The 24,939-nt window shown below is 73.0% G+C and carries 25 protein-coding genes; 8 read left to right on the top strand and 17 right to left on the bottom strand.

Going from position 1 to position 24,939, the window contains the following annotated elements:
• Positions 1-82: 82 nt before the first annotated feature.
• The gene (locus ACZ7FF_RS20485) at positions 83-1,333 is read left to right on the top strand and encodes a M14 family zinc carboxypeptidase (protein ID WP_470813649.1); all 1,251 of its coding nucleotides are present in this window, start codon (positions 83-85) and stop codon (positions 1,331-1,333) included.
• A gap of 15 nt (positions 1,334-1,348) precedes the next feature.
• Here ACZ7FF_RS20485 and ACZ7FF_RS20480 read toward each other — a convergent pair whose 3' ends face one another.
• Positions 1,349-1,765, bottom strand: coding sequence for an SSI family serine proteinase inhibitor (locus ACZ7FF_RS20480; RefSeq protein ID WP_470813648.1), 417 nt, complete (start codon positions 1,763-1,765; stop codon positions 1,349-1,351).
• Positions 1,766-1,867: 102 nt separating this feature from the next.
• Positions 1,868-2,419, bottom strand: a complete 552-nt coding sequence (locus ACZ7FF_RS20475) for a DUF1707 and FHA domain-containing protein (RefSeq protein WP_470813647.1) — start codon at positions 2,417-2,419, stop codon at positions 1,868-1,870.
• A 199-nt stretch (positions 2,420-2,618) separates the two neighbouring features.
• Between ACZ7FF_RS20475 and treZ the strand changes: the two genes are divergently transcribed.
• Positions 2,619-4,364, top strand: a complete 1,746-nt coding sequence (gene treZ, locus ACZ7FF_RS20470) for a malto-oligosyltrehalose trehalohydrolase (protein WP_470813646.1) — start codon at positions 2,619-2,621, stop codon at positions 4,362-4,364.
• Positions 4,365-4,372: 8 nt separating this feature from the next.
• Here the strand turns inward: treZ and ACZ7FF_RS20465 are convergent, their stop codons facing one another.
• From ACZ7FF_RS20465 to cyc2, 4 genes are all read right to left on the bottom strand, one after another.
• A complete protein-coding gene (locus ACZ7FF_RS20465; RefSeq protein WP_470813645.1) occupies positions 4,373-5,308 on the bottom strand; it encodes an aminoglycoside phosphotransferase family protein in 936 nt (311 codons plus the stop codon).
• 53 nt (positions 5,309-5,361) lie between these two features.
• A complete protein-coding gene (locus ACZ7FF_RS20460; RefSeq protein ID WP_470813644.1) occupies positions 5,362-6,489 on the bottom strand; it encodes a M24 family metallopeptidase in 1,128 nt (375 codons plus the stop codon).
• A gap of 266 nt (positions 6,490-6,755) precedes the next feature.
• Complete coding sequence (locus ACZ7FF_RS20455; RefSeq protein ID WP_470813643.1) at positions 6,756-7,319, bottom strand: PDZ domain-containing protein; 564 nt, start codon at positions 7,317-7,319, stop codon at positions 6,756-6,758.
• 184 nt (positions 7,320-7,503) lie between these two features.
• The gene (cyc2, locus tag ACZ7FF_RS20450; protein WP_470813642.1) at positions 7,504-9,666 is read right to left on the bottom strand and encodes a germacradienol/geosmin synthase Cyc2; all 2,163 of its coding nucleotides are present in this window, start codon (positions 9,664-9,666) and stop codon (positions 7,504-7,506) included.
• A 134-nt stretch (positions 9,667-9,800) separates the two neighbouring features.
• Here cyc2 and ACZ7FF_RS20445 point away from each other — a divergent pair, with 134 nt between their 5' ends.
• On the top strand, positions 9,801-9,947 hold the full coding sequence (locus ACZ7FF_RS20445) for a hypothetical protein (protein ID WP_470813641.1): 147 nt from the start codon (positions 9,801-9,803) through the stop codon (positions 9,945-9,947).
• A complete protein-coding gene (locus ACZ7FF_RS20440; protein ID WP_470813640.1) occupies positions 9,944-11,206 on the top strand; it encodes a cytochrome P450 in 1,263 nt (420 codons plus the stop codon). Before ACZ7FF_RS20445 ends, ACZ7FF_RS20440 begins: the two co-directional genes overlap by 4 nt.
• Here ACZ7FF_RS20440 and ACZ7FF_RS20435 read toward each other — a convergent pair.
• Together ACZ7FF_RS20435 and ACZ7FF_RS20430 are read right to left on the bottom strand one after the other, a co-directional pair.
• Positions 11,183-12,382 carry a damage-control phosphatase ARMT1 family protein gene (locus tag ACZ7FF_RS20435; RefSeq protein ID WP_470813639.1) on the bottom strand — a complete coding sequence of 400 codons (1,200 nt, stop codon included), beginning with the start codon at positions 12,380-12,382 and terminating at the stop codon, positions 11,183-11,185. The genes ACZ7FF_RS20440 and ACZ7FF_RS20435 overlap by 24 nt on opposite strands.
• A gap of 22 nt (positions 12,383-12,404) precedes the next feature.
• Positions 12,405-13,049 (bottom strand): ScbR family autoregulator-binding transcription factor, encoded by a 645-nt coding sequence (locus tag ACZ7FF_RS20430; RefSeq protein ID WP_470813638.1) that lies wholly within the window; start codon positions 13,047-13,049, stop codon positions 12,405-12,407.
• A 379-nt stretch (positions 13,050-13,428) separates the two neighbouring features.
• Here ACZ7FF_RS20430 and ACZ7FF_RS20425 point away from each other — a divergent pair, with 379 nt between their 5' ends.
• A complete protein-coding gene (locus ACZ7FF_RS20425; RefSeq protein WP_470813637.1) occupies positions 13,429-14,250 on the top strand; it encodes a lytic polysaccharide monooxygenase in 822 nt (273 codons plus the stop codon).
• A gap of 18 nt (positions 14,251-14,268) precedes the next feature.
• Here ACZ7FF_RS20425 and ACZ7FF_RS20420 read toward each other — a convergent pair whose 3' ends face one another.
• Entirely contained in the window at positions 14,269-14,922 is a 654-nt protein-coding gene (locus ACZ7FF_RS20420) for a Tat pathway signal sequence domain protein (protein WP_470813636.1), read from the bottom strand.
• Between the two features lie 688 nt (positions 14,923-15,610).
• Between ACZ7FF_RS20420 and ACZ7FF_RS20415 the strand changes: the two genes are divergently transcribed.
• The 3 genes from ACZ7FF_RS20415 (at position 15,611) to ACZ7FF_RS20405 (ending at position 17,308) form a co-directional block, all read left to right on the top strand.
• A complete protein-coding gene (locus tag ACZ7FF_RS20415; RefSeq protein WP_470813635.1) occupies positions 15,611-16,294 on the top strand; it encodes a DUF6230 family protein in 684 nt (227 codons plus the stop codon).
• A 5-nt stretch (positions 16,295-16,299) separates the two neighbouring features.
• Positions 16,300-16,740, top strand: coding sequence for a DUF6114 domain-containing protein (locus ACZ7FF_RS20410; protein ID WP_470813634.1), 441 nt, complete (start codon positions 16,300-16,302; stop codon positions 16,738-16,740).
• 112 nt (positions 16,741-16,852) lie between these two features.
• On the top strand, positions 16,853-17,308 hold the full coding sequence (locus ACZ7FF_RS20405) for a tellurite resistance TerB family protein (RefSeq protein ID WP_470813633.1): 456 nt from the start codon (positions 16,853-16,855) through the stop codon (positions 17,306-17,308).
• 129 nt (positions 17,309-17,437) lie between these two features.
• On the opposite strand, the gene ACZ7FF_RS20400 is transcribed toward ACZ7FF_RS20405, so the two are convergent.
• From ACZ7FF_RS20400 to ACZ7FF_RS20365, 8 genes are all read right to left on the bottom strand, one after another.
• Complete coding sequence (locus ACZ7FF_RS20400; RefSeq protein WP_470813632.1) at positions 17,438-18,394, bottom strand: ABC transporter substrate-binding protein; 957 nt, start codon at positions 18,392-18,394, stop codon at positions 17,438-17,440.
• 78 nt (positions 18,395-18,472) lie between these two features.
• A complete protein-coding gene (locus ACZ7FF_RS20395; protein WP_470813631.1) occupies positions 18,473-19,141 on the bottom strand; it encodes an ABC transporter permease in 669 nt (222 codons plus the stop codon).
• Positions 19,138-19,791 carry an ABC transporter permease gene (locus ACZ7FF_RS20390; protein WP_470813630.1) on the bottom strand — a complete coding sequence of 218 codons (654 nt, stop codon included), beginning with the start codon at positions 19,789-19,791 and terminating at the stop codon, positions 19,138-19,140. The genes ACZ7FF_RS20395 and ACZ7FF_RS20390 overlap by 4 nt, the downstream gene beginning before the upstream one ends.
• Positions 19,788-20,918 (bottom strand): ABC transporter ATP-binding protein, encoded by a 1,131-nt coding sequence (locus tag ACZ7FF_RS20385; protein WP_470813629.1) that lies wholly within the window; start codon positions 20,916-20,918, stop codon positions 19,788-19,790. The genes ACZ7FF_RS20390 and ACZ7FF_RS20385 overlap by 4 nt, the downstream gene beginning before the upstream one ends.
• A 158-nt stretch (positions 20,919-21,076) precedes the next feature.
• Entirely contained in the window at positions 21,077-22,348 is a 1,272-nt protein-coding gene (locus ACZ7FF_RS20380) for a PP2C family protein-serine/threonine phosphatase (RefSeq protein ID WP_470813628.1), read from the bottom strand.
• Between the two features lie 113 nt (positions 22,349-22,461).
• Positions 22,462-22,869, bottom strand: coding sequence for a peptide-methionine (R)-S-oxide reductase MsrB (gene msrB, locus ACZ7FF_RS20375; RefSeq protein WP_470813627.1), 408 nt, complete (start codon positions 22,867-22,869; stop codon positions 22,462-22,464).
• Between the two features lie 13 nt (positions 22,870-22,882).
• Positions 22,883-24,271: a UDP-N-acetylmuramate--L-alanine ligase gene (gene murC, locus ACZ7FF_RS20370; protein ID WP_470813626.1), complete on the bottom strand. Its 1,389-nt coding sequence runs from the start codon at positions 24,269-24,271 to the stop codon at positions 22,883-22,885.
• 98 nt (positions 24,272-24,369) lie between these two features.
• Positions 24,370-24,843 carry an indole-3-glycerol phosphate synthase gene (locus ACZ7FF_RS20365; protein WP_470813625.1) on the bottom strand — a complete coding sequence of 158 codons (474 nt, stop codon included), beginning with the start codon at positions 24,841-24,843 and terminating at the stop codon, positions 24,370-24,372.
• Positions 24,844-24,939: the final 96 nt, after the last annotated feature.

The raw sequence follows: 24,939 nt of genomic DNA, 5'->3' as shown, positions 1-24,939 counted from the left end.
GGAGCCTCCCCCGCCGCGTGCTTGACAGTTCACCCATCCCGTGCGGGACTGGGAGGGCGAAGCCGGGCGGACTAATTCGGGGGTGAGTCTCCTGCCGGAGCTGCGCTACCCCAGCGTTCCCGAACTGGTCGCCTCCGCTCAGGCGCTGGCTGCTCAGGAGCCCGGGCTGTGCACCCTGCGGCAGGTGGGCGTCTCGCGCGCGGGCAGACCCCTGCACCTGCTGTCGGTGGGGCACGCGCCGCGGGCGGTGCTGGTGGTCGCGGGCGCGCACGCCAACGAGCCGACGGGCGGCTCCACCCTGCGGGTGCTGGCGGAACGGGTCTCGGCGGAGCGCGAGCTGCGGGCGGGCACGTCCTGGCACTTCCTGCTGTGCGCGGACCCGGACGGGGCGAGCCTGCACGTCACCCCGGCGCCGCGCAGCCTGCTCGACTACCACCTCGGCTTCTACCGGCCGACCGGCGCGGAGCAGCCCGAGTGGTCGCCCTCGGTGCTGCCACCGGACCGGCTGCCGCCCGAGACGCGCGCGCTGACCGGGGTGATCGACGAGGTGCGCCCGTACCTCCAGGTGACCCTGCACGGCACCGATCTGGGCGGCAGCTGGGTGCAGTTGACCAAGGACGTGCCGGGCCTCGCGGAGCCCTTCGCCAAGTCCGCGGCGCAGCTGCACATCCCGGTGGAGACGGGCGCCTCGGACGCCGCGGGCTGGCCGGCCTCCGGTCCCGGGGTGCATGTGATGCCCGGCCCGGAGACGGGCGTGGCCTACCCGAGCATGCCCGACGACGCACGGCACAGCACCTGGTACCACGCGCACCGGTACGGCGGTCTGACGGCCGTGGTGGAGGTGCCGATGTGGGCCAGCGACCTGGTGGACGACCCGGCACCGCACCCCGCGCCCGCGGCGGCGATGCGGCGCCTCGCCCGGCGGCTGCTGCGGGACTCGCTGGAGGTGGAGGGCGTCCTCGTCGACGCGCTGCCCCGTCTCGACGGCGTGGACGGGCCGCTGCTGCGGGCCGCGCGGTGGGCGCTGGAGCTGATCCCGGGCCTGGCCGAGGACTGGGTGCACACCCCTCCCGCCGCCACGACGATGGCGTACGTGGGCAGTGTGGACGCCTTCGGGCGCCGGCTGCCGCTGCGGGCGGCGGCGATGCTGCTCCGGGTGCTGCGGGAGGCCGACGACCGGGCGGCGCCCGGGCTGGAGCAGCTGGTCGCCTCCTGGTGCGAGGCCTTCGCGCTGCGTTTCCGGGCCCGCTGGGTGCCGTTGGACCATCAGGTGGAGCACCAGTCCCGGACGGTGCTCCTGGCGGCGCAGCAGGCCCGGGAGCAGCTGCCGTGAGGCCGGGCCGCCCGGTCAGCCGTCCAGGGCGAAGACCGAACCGGTCCGCGCGTGCAGCACGCAGCTGTTGGAGTACGTCTCCCGGAAGGAGACCGGATGCCCGTTCCACCGCCCGAACGCGCGGGCGATGACCGGGGCGTAGATCATCGGGCAGAAGACGTTTCCGGCGGGGACGCGGTCGATGTCGCCGCCGGCGGCCTCCAGTTCGGCGCAGGCCTCGGCCGCGTGCGCGTGGCGGCCCCGCGGCGGGTCGCACAGCAGCAGGGTGCCGCCCGTGGCCCCGGCCGCGGTCTCCCCCTTGGTGACGGTCAGGTGGAGCCAGTCGCCCGGACGGGTGCCGTGGGGTGCCGCCTGGGCCGGGCCCGCGGCGAGGAGAGCGGCGGCCGTCAGTACGGCGCCGGCCACCGCTGTCGCTCTGGTGAGGTGTGTCATGCCCGTTGCATCGGCAGCGCGGACCGGGTTCCCCAGCCCGGCTCACCCGATCGGCGCGGCGGACGCCCGCGACTGCGCACCAGTTCGAGCCGGTGGGGTCGCTCAGCCGACGGCGAGCCGGAACGCCACCCTGCCGAAAGACACCATGTCGCCCTCCCGGACGACGATGGAGCCGATCACCCGGCGGCCGTTGACGGTGGTGCCGTTGGTGGAGCCGAGGTCCCTGAGGATCCACAGGCCGCCGTGGCGGCTGAGTTCGGCGTGCACGCGCGAGACCGTCTCGTGGTTCAGCCGCAGCCCGTTCGCCGGGTCGCGGCCGATGCGCAGCGGATGGGCGCGCTCCGGGTGCGGCAGCAGCAGCTTGGGCAGCCGCTCGGCCTGCCAGGCCCGGCGCAGCCGTACGGTGAAGCCGGAGACGGCCCCGACGGTGCCGAGGACCGCGCGCGAGAACCGGTTCTCACGGGGCAGGTCGGCGACGAGCGCGGCGAGTTCGTCGGTGCGGCGGGCGGCGAGCGCGAGCTCCATCCGGCGCACGAACGTGTCGTGCGACAGCCGACCCATGGCGACGCCGTCGCGCAGCACCTGCAGCGCCTTGTCACGCTCCGCGTCGGACAGCCGCGCGGGGTACGTGGGGAACTCGAAGGACGACGTCACGCTGGTGATTGTCGGTCAGCGGGCCCCGGGTGTCCAGAAAACGGGAATCGGCGCTCACGCGCGCGTACTTCCGCGCCACCTGCCGGGGAACGTTGCACGACACCTGGTGCGAAAGGCCGGATTCGAGAGCGGATTGATCGTCCGGGCGGCACGATGGAGACGCGGGACATCACGGTGAGCAGACGAAGGGGAACCGTCCGTGCAGTTCGAGGTGTGGGCACCGCAGGCAGACCGAGTGACGCTCCATTGCGAGGGCGGCACGCGCGCGTTGGCGCGCGATCCCGACCGCGCGGGCTGGTGGACGGGGGAGGCGGAGGCCGGCGACGGCACCCGCTACGGGTTCGCGCTGGACGACGGTCCCGTGCTGCCCGACCCGCGTTCGCGCCGCCAGCCCGACGGGCCCGACGGGCTGAGCGCGGTCGTGGACCACGGGCGCCACACGTGGCGTGCCCCGTGGGCGGGGCGCGAGCTGCCGGGCGCGGTGCTCTACGAGCTGCACGTGGGGACGTACACCCGCGAGGGCACCCTGGACGCGGCCGCCGACCGCCTCGGGCACCTGGTGGAACTGGGCGTGACACACGTCGAGTTGATGCCGCTGTGCCCGTTCCCCGGGCGGCACGGCTGGGGGTACGAGGGCGTGTCGCTGTGGGCCGTCCATGAGCCGTACGGCGGCCCGGAGGCGCTGAAACGGTTCGTGGACCGGGCGCACGGGCTGGGCCTGGGCGTGGTCCTCGACGTCGTGCACAACCACTTGGGTCCTTCCGGCAACCATCTGCCGCGGTTCGGGCCGTACTTCACGGACACGCACACCACGCCGTGGGGCTCGGCCGTGAACCTGGACGCGCCCGGCTCGGACGAGGTGCGCGCGTTCCTCGTCGGCAGCTCGCTGGCCTGGCTGCGGGACTACCGGATCGACGGACTGCGCCTGGACGCGGTGCACGCGCTGTACGACACGCGCGCACGCCACTTCCTGGAGGAGCTGTCGGCGGCCGTGGACACCCTCGCCGAGGAGCTGGACCGGCCGCTGTTCCTGGTCGCCGAGTCCGACATGAACAACCCGCGGTTCATCACCCCGCGCGCGGAGCACGGACTCGGGCTGCACGCGCAGTGGAACGACGACTTCCACCACTCCCTGCACACCGCGCTGACCGGCGAGTCCCAGGGCTACTACGCGGACTTCGCGCGTGATCCGTTCGCCGCGCTCGCCAAGACGCTCACCGGCGGCTACTTCCACGACGGCACGTACTCCGGCTTCCGCGGCCGGCACCACGGCCGGCCGCTGGACCGCGCGCGGGTGGCCGGGCACCGGCTGCTCGGCTACAGCCAGACCCACGACCAGGTCGGCAACCGGGCCCAGGGCGACCGGCTCGCCGCCCGCCTCACCCCGGGCCTGCTGGCCTGCGCGGCGACGCTCACGCTCACCGCGCCGTTCACCCCGATGCTGTTCATGGGCGAGGAGTGGGCGGCCGGCACGCCCTGGCAGTTCTTCACCGACCACACCGACCCCGAGCTGGCCGAGGCGGTACGGCGGGGCCGGCGGCGGGAGTTCGCGGCGCACGGATGGGCCGAGGAGGACGTGCCGGACCCGCAGGACCCGGCGACCCGGGAGCGGTCCTGCCTGGACTGGTCGGAGCCGGACCGCGAGCCCCACGCGCGCGTGCTGGACTGGTACCGGCGGCTGATCGCGCTGCGCCGCGAGCAGCCCGACCTCACCGATCCCGACCTGGCCGACACGAAGGTGGCGTACGACGCGGAGGCCCGCTGGCTGGCCTTCCGGCGCGGGGACGTGCGGGTCGCGGTGAACCTGGGCGAGCGGGCGGCGGCGATCCCGCTGGGCACCGGGCGGGTGGAGGTCCTCGCGGCCTGGGATCCGGTCGAGGCGCCCGGCCCGGACGGGCTGCTGCAGGTGCCCGGCGAGTCCTGCGTGGTGCTGGCGCAGCCCTGAGGGGGCCGCTACGGCTCCGGCTCCTCCTCCTTGAGCTCCGTGACCCGCTCCAGCAGGATCGGCTCCCAGACCCGCCGCAGCTGGGTCCGCAGCAGGACCGGGGAGCCGCCCCCGCGGCCGTCGAGGTGGTCGGTGAGGCGGATGACGGTGTCGCAGCGGGCGAGCCACAGGCCGCGCAGACAGGGGCGGGCGCCGTAGCCGGCGAGGGTCGCGGCGCGGACGGCCGCCGGGGAGCCGACGGCGACGGCGAGTCCTGCGATGTCCTCGGCGGGATCGCCGAGCGCCGCCCGGGTCCAGTCCAGGATGCCGCGGACCCGCCCGTCGGCGCTGACCACCACGTGCTCGCCGGTCAGGGCGTGGTGGGTGAGCACGGCGGTGCCGGGCTGCGCGGCGAGCTGGGCCGCGCCGGGCGGGGTGAGCTGGAGCAGCCGGGCGGCGTCGAACTCGTCGGCCGCGGCGAGCCGTTCGGCCGCGTGCACGGCCATGCGGCGCAGCGCCTCCAGGGAGCGCGGGGGTGTACGCGGCACGCCGAGCGTCTCGGCCTGCCGTGCGGGGACCGTGCGCAGCCCGGTGAGCAGTCCGGAGAGGTCGGCCTCGCCGACGGCGGACACGTCGTGCTCGTCGGCCGTGCCGCCGGGCAGCAGGGTGTCCAGGGTGTAGGCGAGGCCGGGCGCCCAGTCGCCGTGCGCGAGGCTGGCCGGGACGGCGACGGGCACGTGCGGGCGCACCAGGTCGCGCACGCGCAGCTCCCGGCGGCGGCGTACGGAGGCGTCCCGGTCGGGGGCGAGGCGCAGCACATGGCGGGTGCCGACCCACCAGGTGTGCGGGTCGTCCTCCCGGACGGGCCGGACGTCGGGTGCCCGCGTGCCGCCGGGGCCGTCCTCGAGCAGCGAACGGACCAGTCTGCGGACGCTGTCCGCGGTGGGTGTCGGTGCCTGGGTCATGGATCGCGCGTCGCCGTTCCGGATGTCGTCGAGGAGGGGTCTCCCTGGGTCTTTCAGTCCACTATGACCATCTCACGCGTGGTGTTGTTGAGTCGGCGGCCGCCGTCCTCCGTGACGGTGACGATGTCCTCGATGCGCACGCCGAAGCGGCCGGGCAGGTAGACGCCGGGCTCCACGGAGAAGCACATGCCGGGCACCAGGGGCTGTTCCTCGCCCTCGATCATGTACGGCGGCTCGTGCGTGGTGACGCCGATGCCGTGCCCGGTGCGGTGGATGAAGTACTCGCCGTACCCGGCGTCGGTGATCACCGCGCGGGCGGCCCGGTCGACCTCCTGGCAGGCCGCTCCCGGGCGCACGGCACGGACGCCGGCCTCCTGGGCGGCGCGGACGACGTCGTGGACGCGGCGCTCCTCCTCGGTGGGTTCGCCGACGTGCACCGTGCGGGTGGTGTCGGAGCCGTAGCCGTCCTTCAGGCCGCCGAAGTCGAGGACGACCATGTCGCCGTGCCGGATGACGCGGTCGCCGACCTCGTGGTGCGGGTTGGCGCCGTTGGGCCCGGAGCCGACGATGGTGAAGTCGACCTGGGAGTGGCCGAAGCGGCGCAGCAGCCCGGCGAGGTCGTGGCCGACGTCGGACTCGCGGCGGCCGGCGAAGGGAACCTTCCGGATCTCCTCGAACGCCGCGTCGGCGGCCGCGCCGGCGGCGGCGAGCAGTTCCACTTCGGCGGTGTCCTTGACCGCGCGCAGCATGGGCAGCGCGTCGGTGAGGGCGGCGTAGGAGCTGGTGGGCAGGGTCCGCTGCAGGCCGAGCAGGTGCATCGCCCAGGTGTTGTCGCTGATGCCGAACCGGCCGCGGTCGTCGAGGAGGGCGGCGGTGACGGCGTAGGGATCCTTGCCGTCGGTCCAGTCGCGCAGTGTCAGCGCGGTGGCGCCGACCGCCTTCTCGGCGTCCGGGGCCTCCAGGGTGGGCACGACGAGCACGGGGTCGCGGCCGGGGGCGAGGACCAGCATCGTGAGCCGTTCGGTGACGGCGGTGGGGGTGTAGCCGGTCAGCCACACCATGTCCGGTCCCGGCGCCATGAGCAGCCCCGCGAGGCCGGCGTCGGCCGCGGCGCGGGCGGCGCGCTCCATGCGGGCCTGGTGGTCGGCGGCGGTGAAGGGCGCGGGCGTACTACCGGTCATCCGGGCCTCCGAGCGCGGGTGAGGAGACGGGGCGGGGGCGTCCCGGGCAGCATCCTGCCCGCCCGGACAGGCCCACGCGAGCCGGTCGGGGCGGCCGGCCGCCGACGGCACGCGGAGCGGGACCCCGTGCCGGGCTCGTCCCGGCAGTCGGCAGGGGTCTCGGCATGCGGCCATCATGACGCGTCGACCGCCTGTCGACCAGCGGTTTCCGCCGAGGCAGGGCGCACGGCGCCGTGTGCCCGCGGGGCCGGAGCCGGGACGGCCGGTCACGTCACCACTCCGGGGACCACCGTCAACTGCTGGTAGCCCCCGCCGGTGTGCCGCACGGTGAGGAGGACGCCCTCCCCCGGACGGGCGTGGGCGACGGCCCGGGCGAGGTCGGCGGCGGTGTCGATGCGGGCGCCGCCGAACTGCAGCAGCACGTCCCCGCGGACGAGGCCGGCCGTGTAGCCGGGGCCGGGGACGTGCACGCCCACCACGAGCGCCCCCGGCTTCCCGTCGTCGACGGCCTCCACCCCGAGGGTCACCCCGGGCGCGGCCGGTGCGGTGCCGGGTCCGGCGGTGGGGCCGGCCGGGGCCGGGGAGCCCGGCGGCCGGGCCTGGTGCTGCAGCTCGGCCAGCCTGCTCATGCCGATCACCGCCGCGCCGACCGTGCCGATGCCGACGCCGGACAGCAGCAGCACGGTCCCGGTCAGCAGCCCGAACACCAGGGTCCGCAGCCGCCGTCCGCGCCGGCGCGCCGCGTGCGGGCGGACGGCGGTGTTCGGGGTGTCGCCCGCCCGGGGGTCCTGACCGGGCATCGGCTTGGGACGCAACGCAGTCTGTTCCATGGTTCGCTCGCCTCCGGCTGGTGCTCTACCCGGGCCACCGGGCCGCGACGAGACACGAACGAGTGAGACTGGCCGAAGGGTGGCGGAGGGTAGTCATGAAACGGTCCGGCGCCGGTGGCCGTGCGGGACGCCGTGGACGGGACCGCGGGGCCGCGGGCCGGTGGCCCGCGGCCCCCGCGCCCGGTCAGCGCAGGGCCGGCACCGGCACCGCGGGCGCGCGCCCGGGCAGGAAGCCGTGGGCGCGCCGGGCGAGCCACCCGGCCTTGTAGCGGTCGACCTCCCGGTGCCAGTGCAGGATGCCCGCGAGCCAGTTCTGCAGGTCGAGGACATAGCCGGCCACGGCCGCGCGCGCCTGGGCCGACAGGGCGAAGTCGTCGTACAGCACGGGGAGTTCGTGGGCGATCACATGCTGGAACTGTTCCATGCGCTGGGTCATCAGGTCGTGGACGACGCCGAGGGCGGTCGGGTAGTCGACGCCGAAGAAGTTCTGCACGACGAGGACGGAGTTGTGGATCTCCCCCTCGTACTCGATCTCCTTCTGGTACGAGAAGACGTCGTTGAGGAGGCACGCGTAGTCGATCGCCGCGTTCTCCAGCGCGCGCACGGGGCCGCTGCGGTACACCTCCGCCGGGATCGCCGGGCCCTGTCCCATCCGGCACAGGCTCAGAGTGAGGTCGGAGCCGAAGGTGCAGCGCCGCATCTCCAGGTAGTCGACCGGGTCGGGGACCCGGTTCTGCAGCTGGTTGGACAGCTCCCACACCCAGCTCTCGGTCATCGCGTCCACGGCGGCCCTGAGGGCGCGCCGCTGGTCGGCGGACATGCCCGCCGTCGTGCGCGTCCACAGGTCGATCAGGCCCCGTTCCATGGCGTTTCCGGGGGCGGGGGCGGCCTCCCCGTCGACGGGCATGCAGCGGGAGAGCCGGGCGGTGGTCAGACGGGCCGTGGCCAGGTCGCGGCGGTGCCCGAAGACCAGGGGGTAGTAGTCGTCGCCGTACGTCCCCCAGGCGAGCCACTGGGCGCTGAGGTCGAGGGCCTCGGGCGTGGCGTCCGGGTCCAGGCCGGCGGAGCACAGCGCGAGGTCGTACGCGGCGAGCTTGTCCTCGTCCCAGACCCCTTCCCGCAGGATGCCCGTGCGGAGCGACCAGTCCACGAGGTTGCGGCGGGCCAGGTCGAGGTGGGGGCTCAGTTCCAGCGCGAACGGCATGGGGAAGTCGGGCAGCCGGGACGGGCCGACCTTCTGGTACGGCACGTGGGCGTAGGCCCGCAGCCGCTCCTGGGCGGCGGCGGCCAGCAGCGCGGCGACGTCGGCGGCGGACGTCCCCGGCCCGCTCGGCGGCTGCCACGGCGAGTCGGTGCGGGCGCCCTTGTTCATGTACCGGCTGGAGCGCATGTGCCACTCGTGGCCGCCGGACTGCCAGTCCTGGAGTCCCTTGGTGTAGGCGGCGATCGCGGCGGTCTCGGCCGGGGTGAGGCCGTTCTCCAGGGCGACGGCGGGCACCTCGGTGAGCGCGGTGTGCTCGAACTGGTGCAGGCGTGAGGTGAGGATGTCGTTGACGGTCTCGGCGGCCTCCTGCGTGGTGCAGCCGAAGAACGTCTCCAGGACGAGGACGCCGTTGCTGTTCTCGCCCTCGTCCTCGACCTCGCGCTGATACGAGAAAAGGTCGTTGCGCAGGTGGACGGCGTCGGCGAAGGTCTCCATGAGCACGCGCAGCGGGCGGGTGCCGGCGACGGCGGCGGGCACCTCGGCGGTCGCGTACTCGACGAGCCCCGCCGACCAGGGCGCGCCGCCCACCTTGCGGCGCATCTCGATGTACTCGACGGGGTTGGCGATCCGCCCCTCGTTGATGTTGGACAGCTCCCACATCGACTCGTTGAGCAGGTGCTCGGTGGCGACGGAGAAGCGACGGCGCCAGTCCGGGGACATCGACGGCACCGTGCGCGCCCACAGGTCCTTCAGGCCCGCCTCGACCGGGTTCTCCGGCTCCGGCACGGGTGTCGCCGGGTCCAGCGGCATGAACAGCGGCAGGCGGTCGAGGTGGGCCTTGCCCGCGGCGCGGTCCTGGGTGCGCTTGAACATGTCCAGGAAGTGGTCGTCGAAGAAGAACACCCACACGTACCAGTCGGTGATCAGGGAGAGGGCGGGTCCGTCGCAGTCGGGGTGGGTGTAGGCGCACAGGAGGCCGTAGTCGTGTGCCTCCAGGTCGGCCTGGTCCCAGATCCCGGACCCCTCCAGCATCCCCATCTCGCGCGCCCACCCGGTCGAGTGGGCGCGCGCCTCGTCCAGGTGCGGGTTGAGGCGCGCGGGATACGGCATGTAGAAGTGCGGGAGTTCGAACGGCTGCGTCATGGCCGGGGCCCTACCCGTGCCTCCCAACCCCCATCCGCCGGGCCGCACATGATCACACCATCGCGTGAACCGCCCCTGGAGGGCGCCCCGTCGGTGCCCTTGCCGTGCTCCGGCACGCGGGCCACGGTAGGCGCATGACGTCCTTCGTGCTGCCCCATGAGGTGTCCGGCGACGGCGGTCACGAGGTGTCCGCCGTGCACGGCCGGTCCGCCCGCGCCGCCGTCCCGCCGGACCCGGACCGCACCGCGCTCACCCGGGAGGACGGGGGCGAGCCGGCGTGAGCGTGTGGGAGGCGGGTCCGGTGCCCGATGTGTTCGACCCGCGCCGGTACGCCGCGGGGGTGCCCCTCGACGACTACCGCGTGCTGCGCGACCGTCATCCGGTGGCCTGGCAGGAGGAGCCGGAGGTGCTGGGCTGGCCGGCCGGGCCCGGCTTCTGGGCGGTGACCCGGCACGCGGACGTGGTACGGGTCCTGAAGGACGCCACCACGTACTCGTCGCATATCGGCGCGACCCAGATCCGGGACCCGGACCCGGAGGACCTGCCGTTCATCCGGCGCATGATGCTGAACCAGGACCCGCCGCGGCACAACCGGCTGCGGCGGCTGGTGAGCCGGGCGTTCACGCCGGGCCGCGTCGACCGGTTCGCGGCGCTCGCCCGGGAGCGGGCGCGGACGCTGCTCGCGGGGGCGCTGGAGCGGGCCCGGGCGGGGGACGGCACGGTCGACCTGGTGGCGGCCGTCACCGACGACTACGCCCTGCTGAACCTGGCGGACCTGCTGGGCGTTCCCGGGCACGACCGGCGGCTGCTGCTGCGCTGGACCCAGCGGGTCATCGGCTACCAGGATCCGGACGAGGCGGGCCCCTCGGTCCTCGACCAGGCGGGCAAGCCGGTCGATCCGCGGTCCCCGGCGATGCTGCGGGACATGTTCGGCTACGCCCGGCAGCTGGCCGCGTACAAGCGCCGGTGTCCCGCGGACGACATCATGACGACGCTCGCCCATGACGCGGAACTCGCGGAGCCCGAGCTGGAGATGTTCTTCTTCCTCCTCACGGTCGCGGGCAACGACACCGTGCGCAGCGCGGCCCCCGGCGGGCTGCTGGCGCTCGTGGAGCACCCCGGGGCGTACGGACTGCTGCGCGCCGGGAGGGCGGAGCTGCGCCCCGCGGTGGAGGAGCTGCTGCGCTGGCACCCGCCCGTGCTGACCTTCCGGCGCACCGCGGCACGGGACACCGAGCTGGCGGGGCGGCCGATCCGGGCTGGTGACAAGGTCGTGGTGTTCCACGCTTCGGCCAACCGGGACGAGCGGGTCTTCGCCGGCCCGGACCGGCTCGACCTCGCCCGCTCCCCCAACCCGCACGTCTCGTTCGGGGACGGTCCGCACGTGTGCCTGGGCGCCCACTTCGCCCGGCTGCAGCTGCGGATCCTCTACGAGGAGGTGCTGCGGGCGCTGCCCGCGCCGCGGCTCGCGGGCCCGGCGGAGCGGCTGGTGTCCAACTTCATCAACGGGATCAAGTCACTGCCCCTGACCGTCGTCTGAGGCATCGACCTGGATCAGCGCGTGGGTGCCGCTGGTGCGCCAGCGCTGCTGCTCCGCCGCCACCAGGGTGGTCACGGTGTCGGCGGACAGGCCGGTGACCACGTCCGACTTCAGGGTGCGCAGCGCGGCCACCGGACCGGGGAAGCCGGCCGTCACCTGCGCGAAGGGCGTGGTGGGCGGCCACCGCCGGTCGCCCACCAGCCTGCGGTAGTTGAGGTCTCCCTTGAACACGGTCAGGGAGGCGGCGGCGAACTCGGCGCGCAGGTCGCCGGGCATCCGCTCGTACGGCAGGGGTGCGCAGGAGAAGGGGTGGGCGCGGACGGCGAGCCGGCCGTCGGCCATGGCCGTCCACAGCACGCGCGCGTGGTCGGCGGCCGTGCCCGGCGTCCGGCGCAGCCGCCGCAGGGCGTCGACCACGTCGGCGGTGGTGGCGTCGGAGACGTAGTACGGGTGCGGCTTGACGTGCAGGACCGCCCGCGCGGCCCGCCCCTCGGCGAGGAGGTGGGCGATCAGCAGCAGGTCGGGGACGAGTTCGCGGCCCGCGTTGTCCGCGACCAGGACGAGGGTGGCGGTGCCGCCGGGCGGCAGGAGCGCCCAGAGGGCCTCGCTGTCGTCGGCGACCAGCGCGGGGGCCGGCTCGCGGGTCTCGGCGCCCGCGGCGGAGAGCCGGAATCCGAGGTCGGCGCGGTTGCCCCACAGCGAGCCGTGCAGCAGGGCGTTCGCCCGGTCCGTCTCCGGCAGGTCCCGCAGGCCGTCCAGGGCGGCGAGTTCCTCGTCGGTCTCCGGCGCGTCGAGTTCGGCCCGCTTGAAGGGGCGGAAGGGGTCGACGCCCTGCCAGGCGCCGGTGCCGAAGTAGCCGACGGCGTCGAGCAGCCGGCGGTAGAAGTAGCTCTCGGACCACAGCCACGGCGCGTCGTACCAGGACCGTCCGGTGTGGTCGGCCAGATCCCACTCGTGCCACCGGTCCCGGTCCGGGGCGTCGGCGGGGAGCGGTTCGATCGTCCCCTCGGTACAGCTCTTCAGCAGGTCGTCCAGCGCCTGGTGCTGCCCCGGGCCGTAGGGGAGGGCGTCGCGCACCTGCCTGATGATCGCCGGGTGCCGCTCGGCCAGCACGCTGTGCGGGAACGAGCCGGGTTCGTTGCCGAGGATCACGGGTGCGAACGGGGTGTGGCGCATGTCCGTCACCGTACCGCGCGCCTCAGGCGGTTCTGATCTCCCGCTCCAGCTGCGTGGCGAGGCTGACGTAGCGGGGGCGGCGGTGCACCGGGACCAGGCCGCGGATGACCAGGTGCCACATCTCGGCGACCCTGCGCGGAAGCCGTCCCACCGGTTCGAAGCGGCCCGCGATCCGGGTGCCGACGAAGAAGCTGACGAGCGAGTGGGCGACGACGCCGACGTCGAGGTCGCCGTGCACGTCGGACTCCCTGACGGCCCCGGTGAACTTCCGCGTGGCGAACTCCAGCCATTCGGTGTACGGGTGGCGCAGCGGCGGGCGCAGCGCGATGTCCGCGGTGGCGAGCCGGAGTCCGGCGCGCGGCACGGGGTCCTCCACGGCGAGCCGGGCGATCCCGAACGTGGTCCGCATCAGAGCCTCCAGTGAGGTGTAGCCGTGGCTCTCGACGTCGGCTACGAGCTGCTGCGCGGCCATGGCCTGGAGTTCCAGGATGGCGTGGGCGAGGTCCTCCTTGGCGGCGAAGTGGAAGTACAGGGCGCCCTTGGTGACCTTCGCGTGTGCGACGATGTCGCTCAGACTGGTGGACTCGTAACCGTGCCGGTCGAACAGATCGGCGGCGGCCGTGATGATCGTTGCCCGGGTCTGTTCAGCGCGTAACTGCCTCGCCATCCTGGGACCCCTCCTCGCGACTCGAACGAACGGGACATGCGGTTTGTTTTTAACCCCTTGCATACGATAACTCACCGTTCGGCAACGGGAGTCCGCGCCCCGTCGCATCGCTCGACACGTGTCACCCTGCCCCGAAACCCGGGCTCCGGGCAGCGACGGGACGACAGGTGCCGCTGCCGTGATCGCCACGATACGAGGCGGCGCCCGGCTCCTCAACGGGTACTGCCGGCAGCCGCAGAACAGGCCAACCGGTCCATTATCGGCGGCCGTTGGACCACGGGGTAGGCGGCGCGCGGACGGACCCGGGTGAGCACGGCGGGCGTCACCGCCGTACCAGACGTCGCAGACTCGTTCCCGCGCCCGTCGAGGAGACTTCCGGATGACTCGGACGACCGCCCGCCCGGGCGCCCTGGCCGCCGCCGTGATGGCGGCACCGCTGCTGCTCCTGTCGCTCGCGGCGGGTTCCGCCGAGGCACACGGAGCCCCCACGCGTCCGGTCAGCCGGGTCTACGCCTGCTCCCCCGCGGGCGGCCGCGCCGCCGCGAGCGCGGCCTGCAAGGCGGCGGTCGCCGCGAACGGGGCCCCGTTCACCGCGTGGGACAACCTGCGCGTGGCGGGGGTGAACGGCCGTGACCGGCGGCTGATCCCGGACGGCAGGCTGTGCAGCGGGAACCTGCCCGCGTACCGGGGCCTGGACCTGGCCCGGCGGGACTGGCCCGCGACGCGGCTGGTGCCGGGGGCCCGGCTGACGATGACGTACGCCGCGCCGATCGCGCACACGGGCACGTTCGAGCTGTATCTGACCCGGCCCGGCTACGACCCGGCGAAGCCGCTGAAGTGGTCCGAGCTGCCGGAGCGGCCCTTCGCCGCGATCACGGACCCGCCGCTGACGAACGGGGCCTACCACCTCACGGCGAAGCTGCCGGCCGACCGGACGGGCCGTCAGCTGCTGTACACGGTCTGGCGGAACAGCAGCACGCCGGACACGTACTACTCGTGCTCCGACGTGGTGTTCGCGGCGGCCGGCCCGGGGAAGCCGCCGGGCGCGGCGGCGGCCCCGGCCGGCTCCCCCCGGCCCGTCGCGGCGCGGGGCGGGACGCGGTCCGGTGGCGTCCCGGCCCCCCTGCTGGCGGGCGGCGCCGCCGCGGTGCTGTTGCTCACCGGGGGCGCCGCCCTCGCGCTGCGGCTGCGGCGGCGCTGAAGCCGCCGCCCGGGCGGGTCAGTTGACGTAGACCTGGGCACCTCCGTCCGTCACCGGCGCGTACTTGGCGGTGAAGTAGCCGCTGGCGAAGCACAGCGAGGAGCCGGAGGTCTTGGTGAACTGCTGGTTGGTGAAGGTGATGCTGCCGTCGGCGTTGTCGGCCTTCCCGGTGAGCGTCGGCGCCTGGTAGACGCAGGTGATGCTGCCCAGCAGGGTGCGCAGCTTGACCGTGGTCTGGATGGTGGAGCCGCTGCCGGGCGAGACGGTCAGGGTGCCGTCGGAGGCGACCGTCGCCGAGTAGGGCAGGTTGTCGACGGTGATGCCGCTGACGCCGAGAACACCCGTGACGTTGCTGGTGCAGCTGCTGCTGCTGAAGGTGTGCGCGGTGACGGACTCGGTGGCGGTGCCGGGGGCGGTCGGGTTGCCGGTGACGGCGGCGGTGAACTGGGAGGACGTGCACTTCACACCGCTGGTGCCGGTCGCGCTGGAGTAGAGCGTGGCCGAGGTGCCGGAGGCGAGGGGCGCGGTGAGCGTGTCACCGACCGCCACGGCGGTGCCGCCGGCGCCGCCCGTGGTGAGCACGGCGCCGCCGTCGGCCGAGGCGGGAGGGGCCGCCGCGAGGGCGAGCACGGTGGCGGTGCCGGCGAGGGCGAGGAGGGATCGCGTACGCATACAGGTGCCTCTTTTCCGGAGTGGGGGGTCGGACGAGGTGAGGTGGGGGGTGGCACGGTGGTGCGGGTGCTGCCGTCGGCGCGGGCCCCGCACGCCTTCTCCGTACGCGAGGGACCGGCGACGGCGGCGGGCCGGACACCGGCCGGAGGCCTCGGGGGAAGACCTCCGGCCGGGCCGGGCAGGTGGGCGGCCGGCACGGCCGAGGGGGAAGCGAACCGCGCCGCGGCCGCGTGGACGCGGAGCTATTGGTGTGCGCGCGTCATGGAGCGATGGATGTGCACGTGCGGGGGTCGGTCGCCGTGCGGGACATGCGGAGCGGTTGCCTCGAAAGGGCCGGGAACGCGGCCGGCGCCCCCGTGGGACGCGGTCGCTGCCGCTCGGCGGATCCGGCGCCACGGATCCGTGGAAACAGGGGAAGTTGTAGACCTGATCAACCATCAACGTCAAGTATTCATAAGGGAGTTGGCACCCGCAGGCAGGAGTCGCGCACATCCGACACCCTTTTTTCACATCTCCCTTGACCCCTTGAAGTAACCGGCGGTAACTTCGCCGGAGGCTACCGCCGCGTAACGAGAAAGCCCTTGCGCCCGCCGGGAGTGCGAGGAGGCGTCCGCGGCGGCCGCTGTCCGCGCCAGGACACGTGCCACTGAAGCCCAGCCCGCATTGATCCATGCCCATGGGAGCAGACATGGCCTCGTCCCCGGACATCGAGTCCGCCGGCAACACCCCCGAGAACCCGGGAAGCGGTTCACCGTCCGAACCACCGAGCGCCGGCGGCGAGCGGCGGGGTCGCGTGCGGGCCCGCCGGGCCGCGGTGATGGCGGTGCCCGCCACCCTCGTGGCCGCCGGCCTCGCGGTCCTCACCGCGCAGGGGGCGCTGGGCGTGCAGTTCGCGATCTCCGGCATGCCGTTCACGGTCACGGCGACGGAGCTCAGCGGCACCGGCTTCGAGCAGTTCGGGGCCCTGGACAACATGGCGGACGGCAGCCCGAACGCCGGGGACACCGGCGGTCAGGAGCTGGTCGTCACCTCGGCCATCAAGGACGCCACGCTCACCAAGCTGTGCCAGAGCGTCGACCTCGGCGGCACCAACCTGCTCATCACCGCGGGCAGCGGTGCCGACAAGGTGACGGCGAGCGACCTCACCACCGACTCCACCCTGCTGTCGGGCAACGCGGAGTTCAACAACATCGAGATCGGCAACGACGCCAGCACGCTCACCAAGGCGGGCGTGAAGGGACCGATCGGCGTCTTCAGCCAGCAGGCCGACACCGTACGCATCGCCAACCTGCGGCAGACCAACTACGCGACCACGGCCGGTGTGTTCAAGCTGCCCGGCCTGAAGCTCCGCTTCAGCGGCTCGGGTTGCTGATCACCGTGACGGACCGTCCGCACCGGGGAGCGAGAGCCACCTTCCGCGGGTGGCGGGCCCGCCGGCCCTTCTGGGGCGGGCTGCTGCTCGCCCTGGGCGGCGGCGAGATCCTGCTCACCGAGAAGGCCTCGATGAAGGTCGTCATGCACATCGGCATGCAGGGTCTGGCCGGCTATCTGCTGCCGGGACTGATGGTGTTGCTGGGCCTGTTGGTCCTCTTCAACCCCGCCCAGCGGCTCTTCTACTCGATCACCGGCATCCTGGTCTCCCTGGGCACCTGGCTGACCTCCAACCTCGGCGGCTTCTTCATCGGCCTCCTGCTCGGCGCCACCGGATGCTGCCTCGCCTTCGGCTGGCTGCCGGACCAGGAACCCCGCGTCAGCCGCCGCAGACGCCGTCACCAGGAGCGGGCGGCGGCGCGCACGCAGGTCCCCGCCACGAAATGAATCCGGTCCCGCGGTCCGGAACTTTCGGGCCGCACCGGCAGTTTCTGCGGTGTTGTAGAAGTTGCCGGCGGTGTGCCGCACAGGCACCCGGCCGATGATACGAGGAGTGCCTATGGCGCTGTGGGACCGCATCAAGGAGTCGGCGTCGCAGATGCAGACGCAGTTGGTGGCGACGAAGAACGATCTGAAGAGCGGGGCGTTCCGGGACGCGAGCATGGCGATGTGCGCGCTCGTGGCCGCCGCCGACGGCACCGTGGACCCCTCGGAGCGGCAGCGGGTGGCCCAGCTGATCGCCACGAACGAGGTGCTGCAGAACTTCCCGGCGGACGACCTGCGGCGCCGCTTCGAGGAGAACCTGAACAAGCTGACCACGGACTTCGCCTTCGGCAAGGTGAGCGTGCTGCAGGAGATCGCCAAGGCGAAGAAGAAGCCCGCCGAGGCTCGGGCCGTCATCCAGATCGGCATCGTGATCGGCGGTGCCGACGGCGACTTCGACAAGACCGAGCAGGCCGTGGTCCGCGAGGCGTGCTACACGCTGGACCTCCCCCCGCACGAGTTCGACCTCTGAACCTCTGAACTCCGGCCGAGGACGGGGGCGCGCTCGGCGTGAGAGCCGTGCCGTCGAGGACGACGCGGGTGTCCCCGCCTTCCGGGGCACCCGCGTCGTCGCGTCCACGGCCGTGCGGCCGTACGGGACTCAGCCGAGACCGGCGGAGGCCAGCCAGGCCTTGGCGACGTCCAGCGGGTCCTTGTTCTGCGACTGCACCTGCGTGTCCAGGTCCAGCAGGGCCGCGGTGTCGAGCTTGGCCGAGACCGCGTTGAGCGCGTCCACGCCCTTCTTGGACACCGCGCTCTTGTGGACGAGCGGCTGGACGTTCTCGAAGCCGAAGAGGTTCTTCGGGTCCTGAAGGACGACGAACTTCTCCTTGGAGATGGTCGGGTCCGTGGTGAAGAGGTCACCGACCTGCACGGCGTTCTTCTGCAGCGCCGCCTGGGTGAGCGGGCCGCCGGCGTCCAGCGCCTTGAAGGACTTGAACTGCAGGCCGTAGACGGACTTCAGGCCCACCAGGCCCTGCTGCCGGGTCTGGAACTCCGGCGAGGCCCCGATGACCAGGTCCTTCGCGATGTCCTTCAGATCGCTGACGGAGGACTGCGCGGTGAGGTGGTACTTCTTCGCGGTGTCCGCGTTGACCGTCACCGAGTCCTTGTCCTGCGCCGCCGAGGGCTCGAGCAGGGTCAGCTTGGCGTCCAGCTTGGCCTCGATGGCCGACGTGGTCGCCTCGGCGGTCTTCGGCGTCGCCTTGGGGTCGAGGTAGGCCAGCAGCGCGCCGTTGTACTCGGGCAGGACGGATATGGCGCCGTTCTTGAGGAGGCCGTAGGTGGTCTCGCGGCTGCCGATGTTCGGCTTGTAGGTGACCTTGATGCCCTTGGCCTTGAGGGCCTCGCCGTAGATGTCGGCGAGCAGGATGCTCTCGGGGAAGTTGTTGGAGCCGACGACGACGCTGTCGCCGCTCGCCTTGCCGCCCGACAGCGGGTCGGACGTGTCGTTGCCGGAGGAACAGCCCGCCAGCAGGGCCGTTGCCGCCGCGAGGGCGACCGCCGCCGCGCCTCGGTTCCTCCGGATGGACCTGTTGGTGTGGGTTGTGTAAGTCACCCACTGATCCAATCCAGCCACTTCTCGTCGAGTCAAGGCCGCCCCTGCAACGTGTTCGTGATGTGACATGACGGATCGTCAGCTGCTCCTGCGTACACCGGGCGAGACCGCGAGCCGGAAGACGGCCCAGAAGACCGCGAGCGTCGCCAGGGCGAGGCCCGCGACGAGGACCGCTCCACCCACGACCTTCTCGTAGTTGCGCTGGTAGAGGCCGTCGATGATGTAGCGGCCCAGACCGCCGAGGCTGACGTACGCGGCGATGGTGGCCGTGGAGACGATCTGGATGGCCGCCGTGCGCAGACCGCTCAGGATCAGCGGGAGCGCGACCGGCACCTCCACCTGGAGCAGGACGCGCGCCTCGGACATCCCCATGCCCCGGGCGGCGTCCACCGGGGACGGGTCGACGGAGCGGACGGCCTCGTAGGTGGTGACCAGGATCGGCGGTACGGCGAGCACGACCAGCGGGATCATCACCGGCAGCAGACCGAAGCCGATCCAGATGAACATCAGCACCAGCAGGCCGAAGCTGGGCAGTGCCCGTCCGGCGGTGGCGATGAGCGCCAGCGCGTTGCCGCCCCGGCCGAAGTGCCCGGTGACCAGCCCGACGGGCAGTCCGATCACGGTGGCGTACGCGAGGGCTTCCAGCGAGTACCTGATGTGCTCGGACAGCCGGGTGGGGATGCCGTCGTAGCCGTGCCAGTGGGAGCCGTCGCTGAAGAAGGCGTGCACGAAGTTCAGTACGTTCACCGGGTGGCACCCTTCCTCGGCATCCAGGGGGTGAGGAGGAGGCGGACGAGGACCAGCAGGGCGTCGGCGAGGATGCCGAGCACCGCGGTGGTCAGCACCGAGTTCACGGCGAGGGCGGGCCGGTGGTAGGTGTTCGCGTCGTAGAGCATGTTGCCGAGGGCGCCCTGGTTGCCGATGAGCATGCCGACGCTGACCAGGGAGATGCTGGACACGGTCGCCACCCGCAGGCCCGCGATGATCGCGGGTACGGCGATGGGGAGCTGGACCTGGAGGTAGCGGCGCACCGGTCCGAAGCCCATGGCCTGGGCGGCCGCCAGGGTCTCCTGCGGGACCGAGCGGACCCCGTCCACGATCGCCGGGACCAGCACCACCAGGCTGTACACGGCCAGGGGGATCATCACGGTCGTCTCGCTCTGGCCGGTGTAGTCGATGAGCACGACGAAGAAGGCGAGCGACGGCACGGCGTAGAGCACGGTGGTGAGGCCGAGGACGGGCGGGTAGATCCAGCGGAACCGCACGCACAGCTGGGCGACGGGCAGCGACACGACCAGTCCGGCCAGCACCGGCAGCAGGGCCTCGCGCAGGTGCAGCCCGACGAGGCCGAGGTAGCTGTGCTGGAGGTCGCTCGGCAGGTCGAAGAAGCCGTTCATCGCGCGGCCTTCACGCCGGCGTCCTCGGCCACCCTGCTGTGGGCGGCGCGGATGGCCTCGCCGATGACCTGCTGGGAGACGACGCCGACGGCGCGTCCCTCGCCGTCGACCGCGACGGCCCAGCCGGTCGGTGAGAGCACGGCGCCGTCGAGCGCGGTGCGCAGCGAGTCGGTGCCGGGCACGAACGGCCGCCCGAAGGGCAGCAGTTGGTCCGCCTCGATCGCACCGGCGGTGAGGCGGTCCGGCTCGCCCCAGCCGAGCGGCCTGCCGTCGGCGTCGGTGACGAGGAGGTATGGGGCCTCGGCCCCGGGGACGAGTTGCCCGGCCTCCGCGTCGACCGGGACGACCGGGGCGGTCTGCAACGGGAGTTCCGTGGACGGGAAGAAGGACAGCCGTCGGATGCCCCGGTCGGCGCCGAGGAAGTCCTCCACGAAGGCGTCGGCGGGCGCGCTGAGCAGCTCGGCGGGCGGCGCGAACTGGGCGAGCCGGCCGCCGGTGCGCAGCACGGCGACCATCGTGCCCAGCTTGATCGCCTCGTCGATGTCGTGCGTGACGAAGACGATGGTCTTGCCCAACTCGTCCTGTATTCGGAGCAGTTCGTCCTGCAGTCCCTTGCGCACCACGGGGTCGACGGCGGAGAACGGCTCGTCCATCAGCAGCACCGGCGGGTCGGCGGCGAGCGCGCGGGCCACGCCGACGCGCTGCTGCTGGCCGCCGGAGAGCTGGTACGGGTAGCGCTTGGCCAGCGTCGTGTCCAGCCCGACCCGTTCCATCAGCTCCGCGGCCCGCTCGCGCGCCTTCTGCTTGCTCCAGCCGAGCAGGCGGGGCACGGTGGCGATGTTGTCGAGGATGGTGCGGTGCTGGAAGAGGCCGGCGTTCTGGATGACGTAACCCATGGAGCGGCGCAGGGTGTTGACGGGCTGCTGCCGGATGTCCGTGCCGTCCAGGAGGATGCTGCCCTCGCTGGGTTCCACCATCCGGTTGATCATCCGCAGGGTCGTCGTCTTGCCGCAGCCGGAGGGCCCGACGAGGACCGTGATCGCGCGGTCCGGTATGTCCAGCGACAGCCGGTCGACCGCGACCGTGCCGTCCGGGTACCGCTTGGTTACTGAGTCTATCCGTATCAAAACGCCGAATACCCTTCGGGTTTGCCAGATGTCGGCCCGCTCTCGGCCGGGCTCCCTTGCGCCGGCCGTTGCGGGGAGAGTCTAGACCGCGAGTGTTTCGGCACCTTGGCGGAAGACGTGCGGCTTCACCGTGTCCGATGCGCGGGGCGGCGGGCGGCTCAGCCGGTCGCCGGGTCCTGGAAGGCTCCCTGGCGCAGGTGCGGGCGGGCCGCGAGGACGGCGACGTCGTCCTCCGCGTGGTGGGCGTCGAGCCGCCCGAGGATGCTCTCCACGACGTCGTCGAGCCCGGAGCCGCGGGTGAAGTGGAGCGCGGAGAGCCGGGCGAGGGAACGGTCGATGTCCTCCTCGCGGTGCTCCACGAGTCCGTCGGTGAACAGCACCAGGGTCTGGCCCTGTTCCAGGGTGTGGGTGGCGGACTCGTAACCGCCGAAGCCGGTGCCGAGCGGCGGTCCGACGGGTACGGGCAGCACCGTGGTCGCACCGTCCGAGCCGATGAGCGCGGGCGGCAGATGACCGGCGCTGGCCAGGGTGACCTGGCCCCGGCCGGGGTCGACGCGGGCCAGCAGGCAGGTGGCGGGCCGGCGGTCCGCCTCCCCGGAGGCGATCTCGTCCATCTGCCGCAGCACCCGGTGCGGGGGCAGGTCGGCGGCGGCGATGTAGCGCAGGGAGGACCGGTAGGCGCTCATGTCCACGGCCGCCTCCAGGCCGTGGCCCATGACGTCGCCGACGACCAGCAGGGTCCGCCCGAAGTGCAGCCGGACGGTCTCGCACCAGTCGCCGCCGACCAGCACGCCGCCGCCGACCGGGAGGTAGCGGATGGCGACGTCCAGGTTGGGGTGCGGGCGGCCGGGCTCGGACAGCAGCGCGCGCTGCAGGTCGCCCGCGGTGCGGCTGACGAGCTCGTAGGAGCGGGCGTGCCGGATGTGGGAGGCGGCCCGCTCGGCGAGCAGGGCGAGCAGTTCGGCCTCCGGGCGGGTGGAGCGACCGGCCGCACGCGCCCACACGAGGACGCCGTACACGTCCTCCCCGCTGGTCAGCGGCACGCAGAGGGCGGGGCGGGCACCGCTCACGTGCTCCAGCCAGGGCTCCGTGACGGTGCCGACGGCCGGCACGCTCACCTCGCGGGCCACGGCGGTGGCCCAGCGGGCGTCGGGCAGCACGGCGGGCTCCCCGGTGATCGCCTCGTACCCGGTCACGGCCTCCCCGGTGCGGCGCAGCACGGCGGCCGCTCCCCCGGCCAGACCCACGGCGGCCCGGGTCAGCTCGGCGCAGGTGGTGGTCTCCTCCAGCGTGGTGCCTATCCCGGCCAGGGCGTCACGCAGGCCGGGCAGCCCCGCGGCCGCGTCCCCGGCCTCGCCGGGACCGCGGTCCGCACGCAGGCCGCCGTCGACGGGGACGGGTCTGCGACGGGACTGGATCCAGCGCGCCACACCCAACACCCTCACAGAATCTCAAACCGGAGCGAGCCGGGCACCAGTCCCACCGGCCCCCGCGGCCCCACGCGGCCCCACGCGGGGGCCGCGGGGGCCCTCGGGCCGCCCCCTCAGTCCTCGGCGGGCGTCAGCCGCAGGGAGATGGAGTTGATGCAGTACCGCTGGTCGGTGGGGGTCGAATACCCCTCACCCTCGAACACATGACCGAGGTGTGAGCCGCAGCGGGCACACCGGACCTCGGTCCGCACCATCCCGTGGGAGCGGTCCTCCACCAGTTCCACGGCGTCGGTGTCCTTCGGATCATAGAAGGACGGCCAGCCGCAGTGCGAGGCGAACTTCGTTCCGGATGTGAACAGTTCGGCACCACAAGCGCGGCAGGAATAGACACCGACGGTCTTGGTGTCGGTGTACTCACCGGTGAACGCGGGCTCGGTGCCCGCCTGGCGCAGCACGGCGTACTCGGCCGGCGTCAGCTCCGCGCGCCACTCCTCGTCCGGCTTCTCGACGTCGTACGACATGAGCCTCAGCCCCTTACTGCGACAGGCGGTCCAGGATCAGCGGGCCCAGGTCCGTCACGTCACCCGCGCCCATGGTGAGAACGAGATCACCGGGCTTCGCCATTCCCGCGATCACGGCCGGGATCGCCGCCTTGTCGTGTGCGGCGGCGACGTCGGCGCCGGCGGTCCGCGCGGCCTCGATGATCAGCTCGCTGGTCACGCCCGGGATCGGGTCCTCGCGGGCCGGGTAGATGTCCAGGACCACCGAGGCGTCGGCGAGGGCCAGCGCCGCGCCCATCTCCTCGCCCAGCTCCTGGGTGCGGGAGAACAGGTGCGGCTGGAAGGCGACGAGGATGCGGGCATCGCCGGCGGCGGCCCGCATGGCCTCCAGGTCGGCGGTCATCTCGGTGGGGTGGTGGGCGTAGGAGTCGATCACCTGCACGCCGGCGGCCTCGCCCTTGAGCTGCAGGCGCCGCTTGACCCCGGTGTACGCGGCGATCGCGGGCGCCAGCTCCGCCGCCGGGACGCCGAGGGCGGCCCCGGCGGTGAGCGCGGCGACGGCGTTGAGGGCGTAGTGGCGGCCGGGCACGGAGACCGCGAAGGTCAGCTCCTCGCCGTCGATCACCGCGGTGACCAGGCTCTTCAGCCCCTGCGGCACGATGGAGGGCACCCGTACGTCGGCGTCCGGTGCCTCGCCGTACGTCACCGTCCGCACGGATCCGGCGAGGCGCCGGGTGAGTTCGCGCGCGCCCTCGTGGTCGGCGGAGATCACCAGGGTGCCGCCGGGCACGATCTTCCGGGCGAAGATCTCGAAGGACTCGTAGATCTCGTCCATCGAGGCGTAGTTCGCGTGGTGGTCCAGCTCGACGTTGAGGACGATGGCGACCTCGGGCGCGTACGTGTGGAAGCTGCGGTCCGACTCGTCGGCCTCGGCGACGAAGATGTCGCCCTCGCCGTGCAGCGCGTTGGAGCCGGGCGCGTCCAGGTCGCCGCCGATGGCGTACGAGGGCTTCAGGCCCAGTTCGCCGAGGGAGACCGCCAGCATGGAGGTGGTGGTGGTCTTGCCGTGGGTGCCGGCCACGGCGATCGGGCGCAGCCCCGTCATCAGCGCGGCCAGTGCGTCCGACCGGTGCACGACGGGAATCCCCAGCTCGGCGGCGCGGGCCAGCTCGGGGTTGTCCTGGCGGATCGCCGAGGAGACGACGACACAGCTGGCGTCGTCGGCGAGGTGCTCCGTGGCGTGCCCGATGTGCACGGTGACACCGAGCGCCCGCAGCGCCTCGGCGGTCGCCGAGTCCTTGGCGTCGCTCCCGGCCACCTTCGCCCCGCGCTGGGCGAGGATCTTGGCGATGCCCGACATCCCGGCGCCGCCGATGCCGATGAAGTGCGGTCGGTCCATGGCGGCAGGAAGGCCGGGTGCCATGTGGTTCTCCCCAGAGACGGTACGAGCGGAAGCAGGCCTAGCCTATGCGCTCGGGCACCGGGCCCCTCGCGGCGAGGGGCACCGGCCCGGCGGAGGGTTCACGCCTTGCTGTGCGAGAACAGCTTGAGCACGGGCACGCCCACCTTGTGCCGGGCCCGGGACGCCCAGTCGCGGTGGAAGAACTCCTCCACGTAGTGCGGATCGGTCAGCACGATCACCTCGTCGGCGGACACCTCGGCGACGAGCCCCTTCAGCGCGTCCAGCGGATGTTCCTCGACCAGCCGCCCCTCGGCCCGGCTGCCCGCGGCGCGCAACGCCTGCAGGGACACGTCCAGCGCCTGCTGCCCGACGCTCCTGGCGTCGTCGCCCTCGGGGGTCTCGTTCTCGCGCACCGCCTCGTCGAGTTCGCCAAGCGCGACGTCGTCGATGGCCCGCAGCAGGCGGTCCGCCTGGTCTCCGCGCGGCTGGAGCAGCACGTGGAAGGCGACCGGCTCGTCCCCGTGCAAGGTGGTGACGAACTCCACGTCGGCGGACGTCAGGGCCTTCTCGATCATCAGAACGCTTGTGAACACCAGACGCCTCTTCTCCTCCGTGGGCCCTGGCAAGGCCCCTGCCGAAACCATCCTTCCCCGTGATCGCACGGGTACTGCCCGACTAAGTCTGCCCGG

Source organism: Streptomyces sp. NPDC037126 (assembly GCF_055605965.1).
The sequence above is the reverse complement of the archived record's forward strand: the minus strand, read 5'-3'. Positions and strand labels throughout refer to the sequence as shown.

Bases quoted from the DNA above. Each gene is read 5' to 3' on its own strand.
- ACZ7FF_RS20480 (WP_470813648.1), bottom strand. From the start codon at position 1,765: ATGACACACCTCACCAGAGCGACAGCGGTGGCCGGCGCCGTACTGACG.
- ACZ7FF_RS20465 (WP_470813645.1), bottom strand. From the start codon at position 5,308: ATGACCCAGGCACCGACACCCACCGCGGACAGCGTCCGCAGACTGGTC.
- ACZ7FF_RS20460 (WP_470813644.1), bottom strand. From the start codon at position 6,489: ATGACCGGTAGTACGCCCGCGCCCTTCACCGCCGCCGACCACCAGGCC.
- ACZ7FF_RS20455 (WP_470813643.1), bottom strand. From the start codon at position 7,319: ATGGAACAGACTGCGTTGCGTCCCAAGCCGATGCCCGGTCAGGACCCC.
- cyc2 (WP_470813642.1), bottom strand. From the start codon at position 9,666: ATGACGCAGCCGTTCGAACTCCCGCACTTCTACATGCCGTATCCCGCG.
- ACZ7FF_RS20445 (WP_470813641.1), top strand. From the start codon at position 9,801: ATGACGTCCTTCGTGCTGCCCCATGAGGTGTCCGGCGACGGCGGTCAC.
- ACZ7FF_RS20435 (WP_470813639.1), bottom strand. From the start codon at position 12,382: ATGCGCCACACCCCGTTCGCACCCGTGATCCTCGGCAACGAACCCGGC.
- ACZ7FF_RS20430 (WP_470813638.1), bottom strand. From the start codon at position 13,049: ATGGCGAGGCAGTTACGCGCTGAACAGACCCGGGCAACGATCATCACG.
- ACZ7FF_RS20425 (WP_470813637.1), top strand. From the start codon at position 13,429: ATGACTCGGACGACCGCCCGCCCGGGCGCCCTGGCCGCCGCCGTGATG.
- ACZ7FF_RS20420 (WP_470813636.1), bottom strand. From the start codon at position 14,922: ATGCGTACGCGATCCCTCCTCGCCCTCGCCGGCACCGCCACCGTGCTC.
- ACZ7FF_RS20415 (WP_470813635.1), top strand. From the start codon at position 15,611: ATGGCCTCGTCCCCGGACATCGAGTCCGCCGGCAACACCCCCGAGAAC.
- ACZ7FF_RS20405 (WP_470813633.1), top strand. From the start codon at position 16,853: ATGGCGCTGTGGGACCGCATCAAGGAGTCGGCGTCGCAGATGCAGACG.
- ACZ7FF_RS20390 (WP_470813630.1), bottom strand. From the start codon at position 19,791: ATGAACGGCTTCTTCGACCTGCCGAGCGACCTCCAGCACAGCTACCTC.
- msrB (WP_470813627.1), bottom strand. From the start codon at position 22,869: ATGTCGTACGACGTCGAGAAGCCGGACGAGGAGTGGCGCGCGGAGCTG.
- murC (WP_470813626.1), bottom strand. From the start codon at position 24,271: ATGGCACCCGGCCTTCCTGCCGCCATGGACCGACCGCACTTCATCGGC.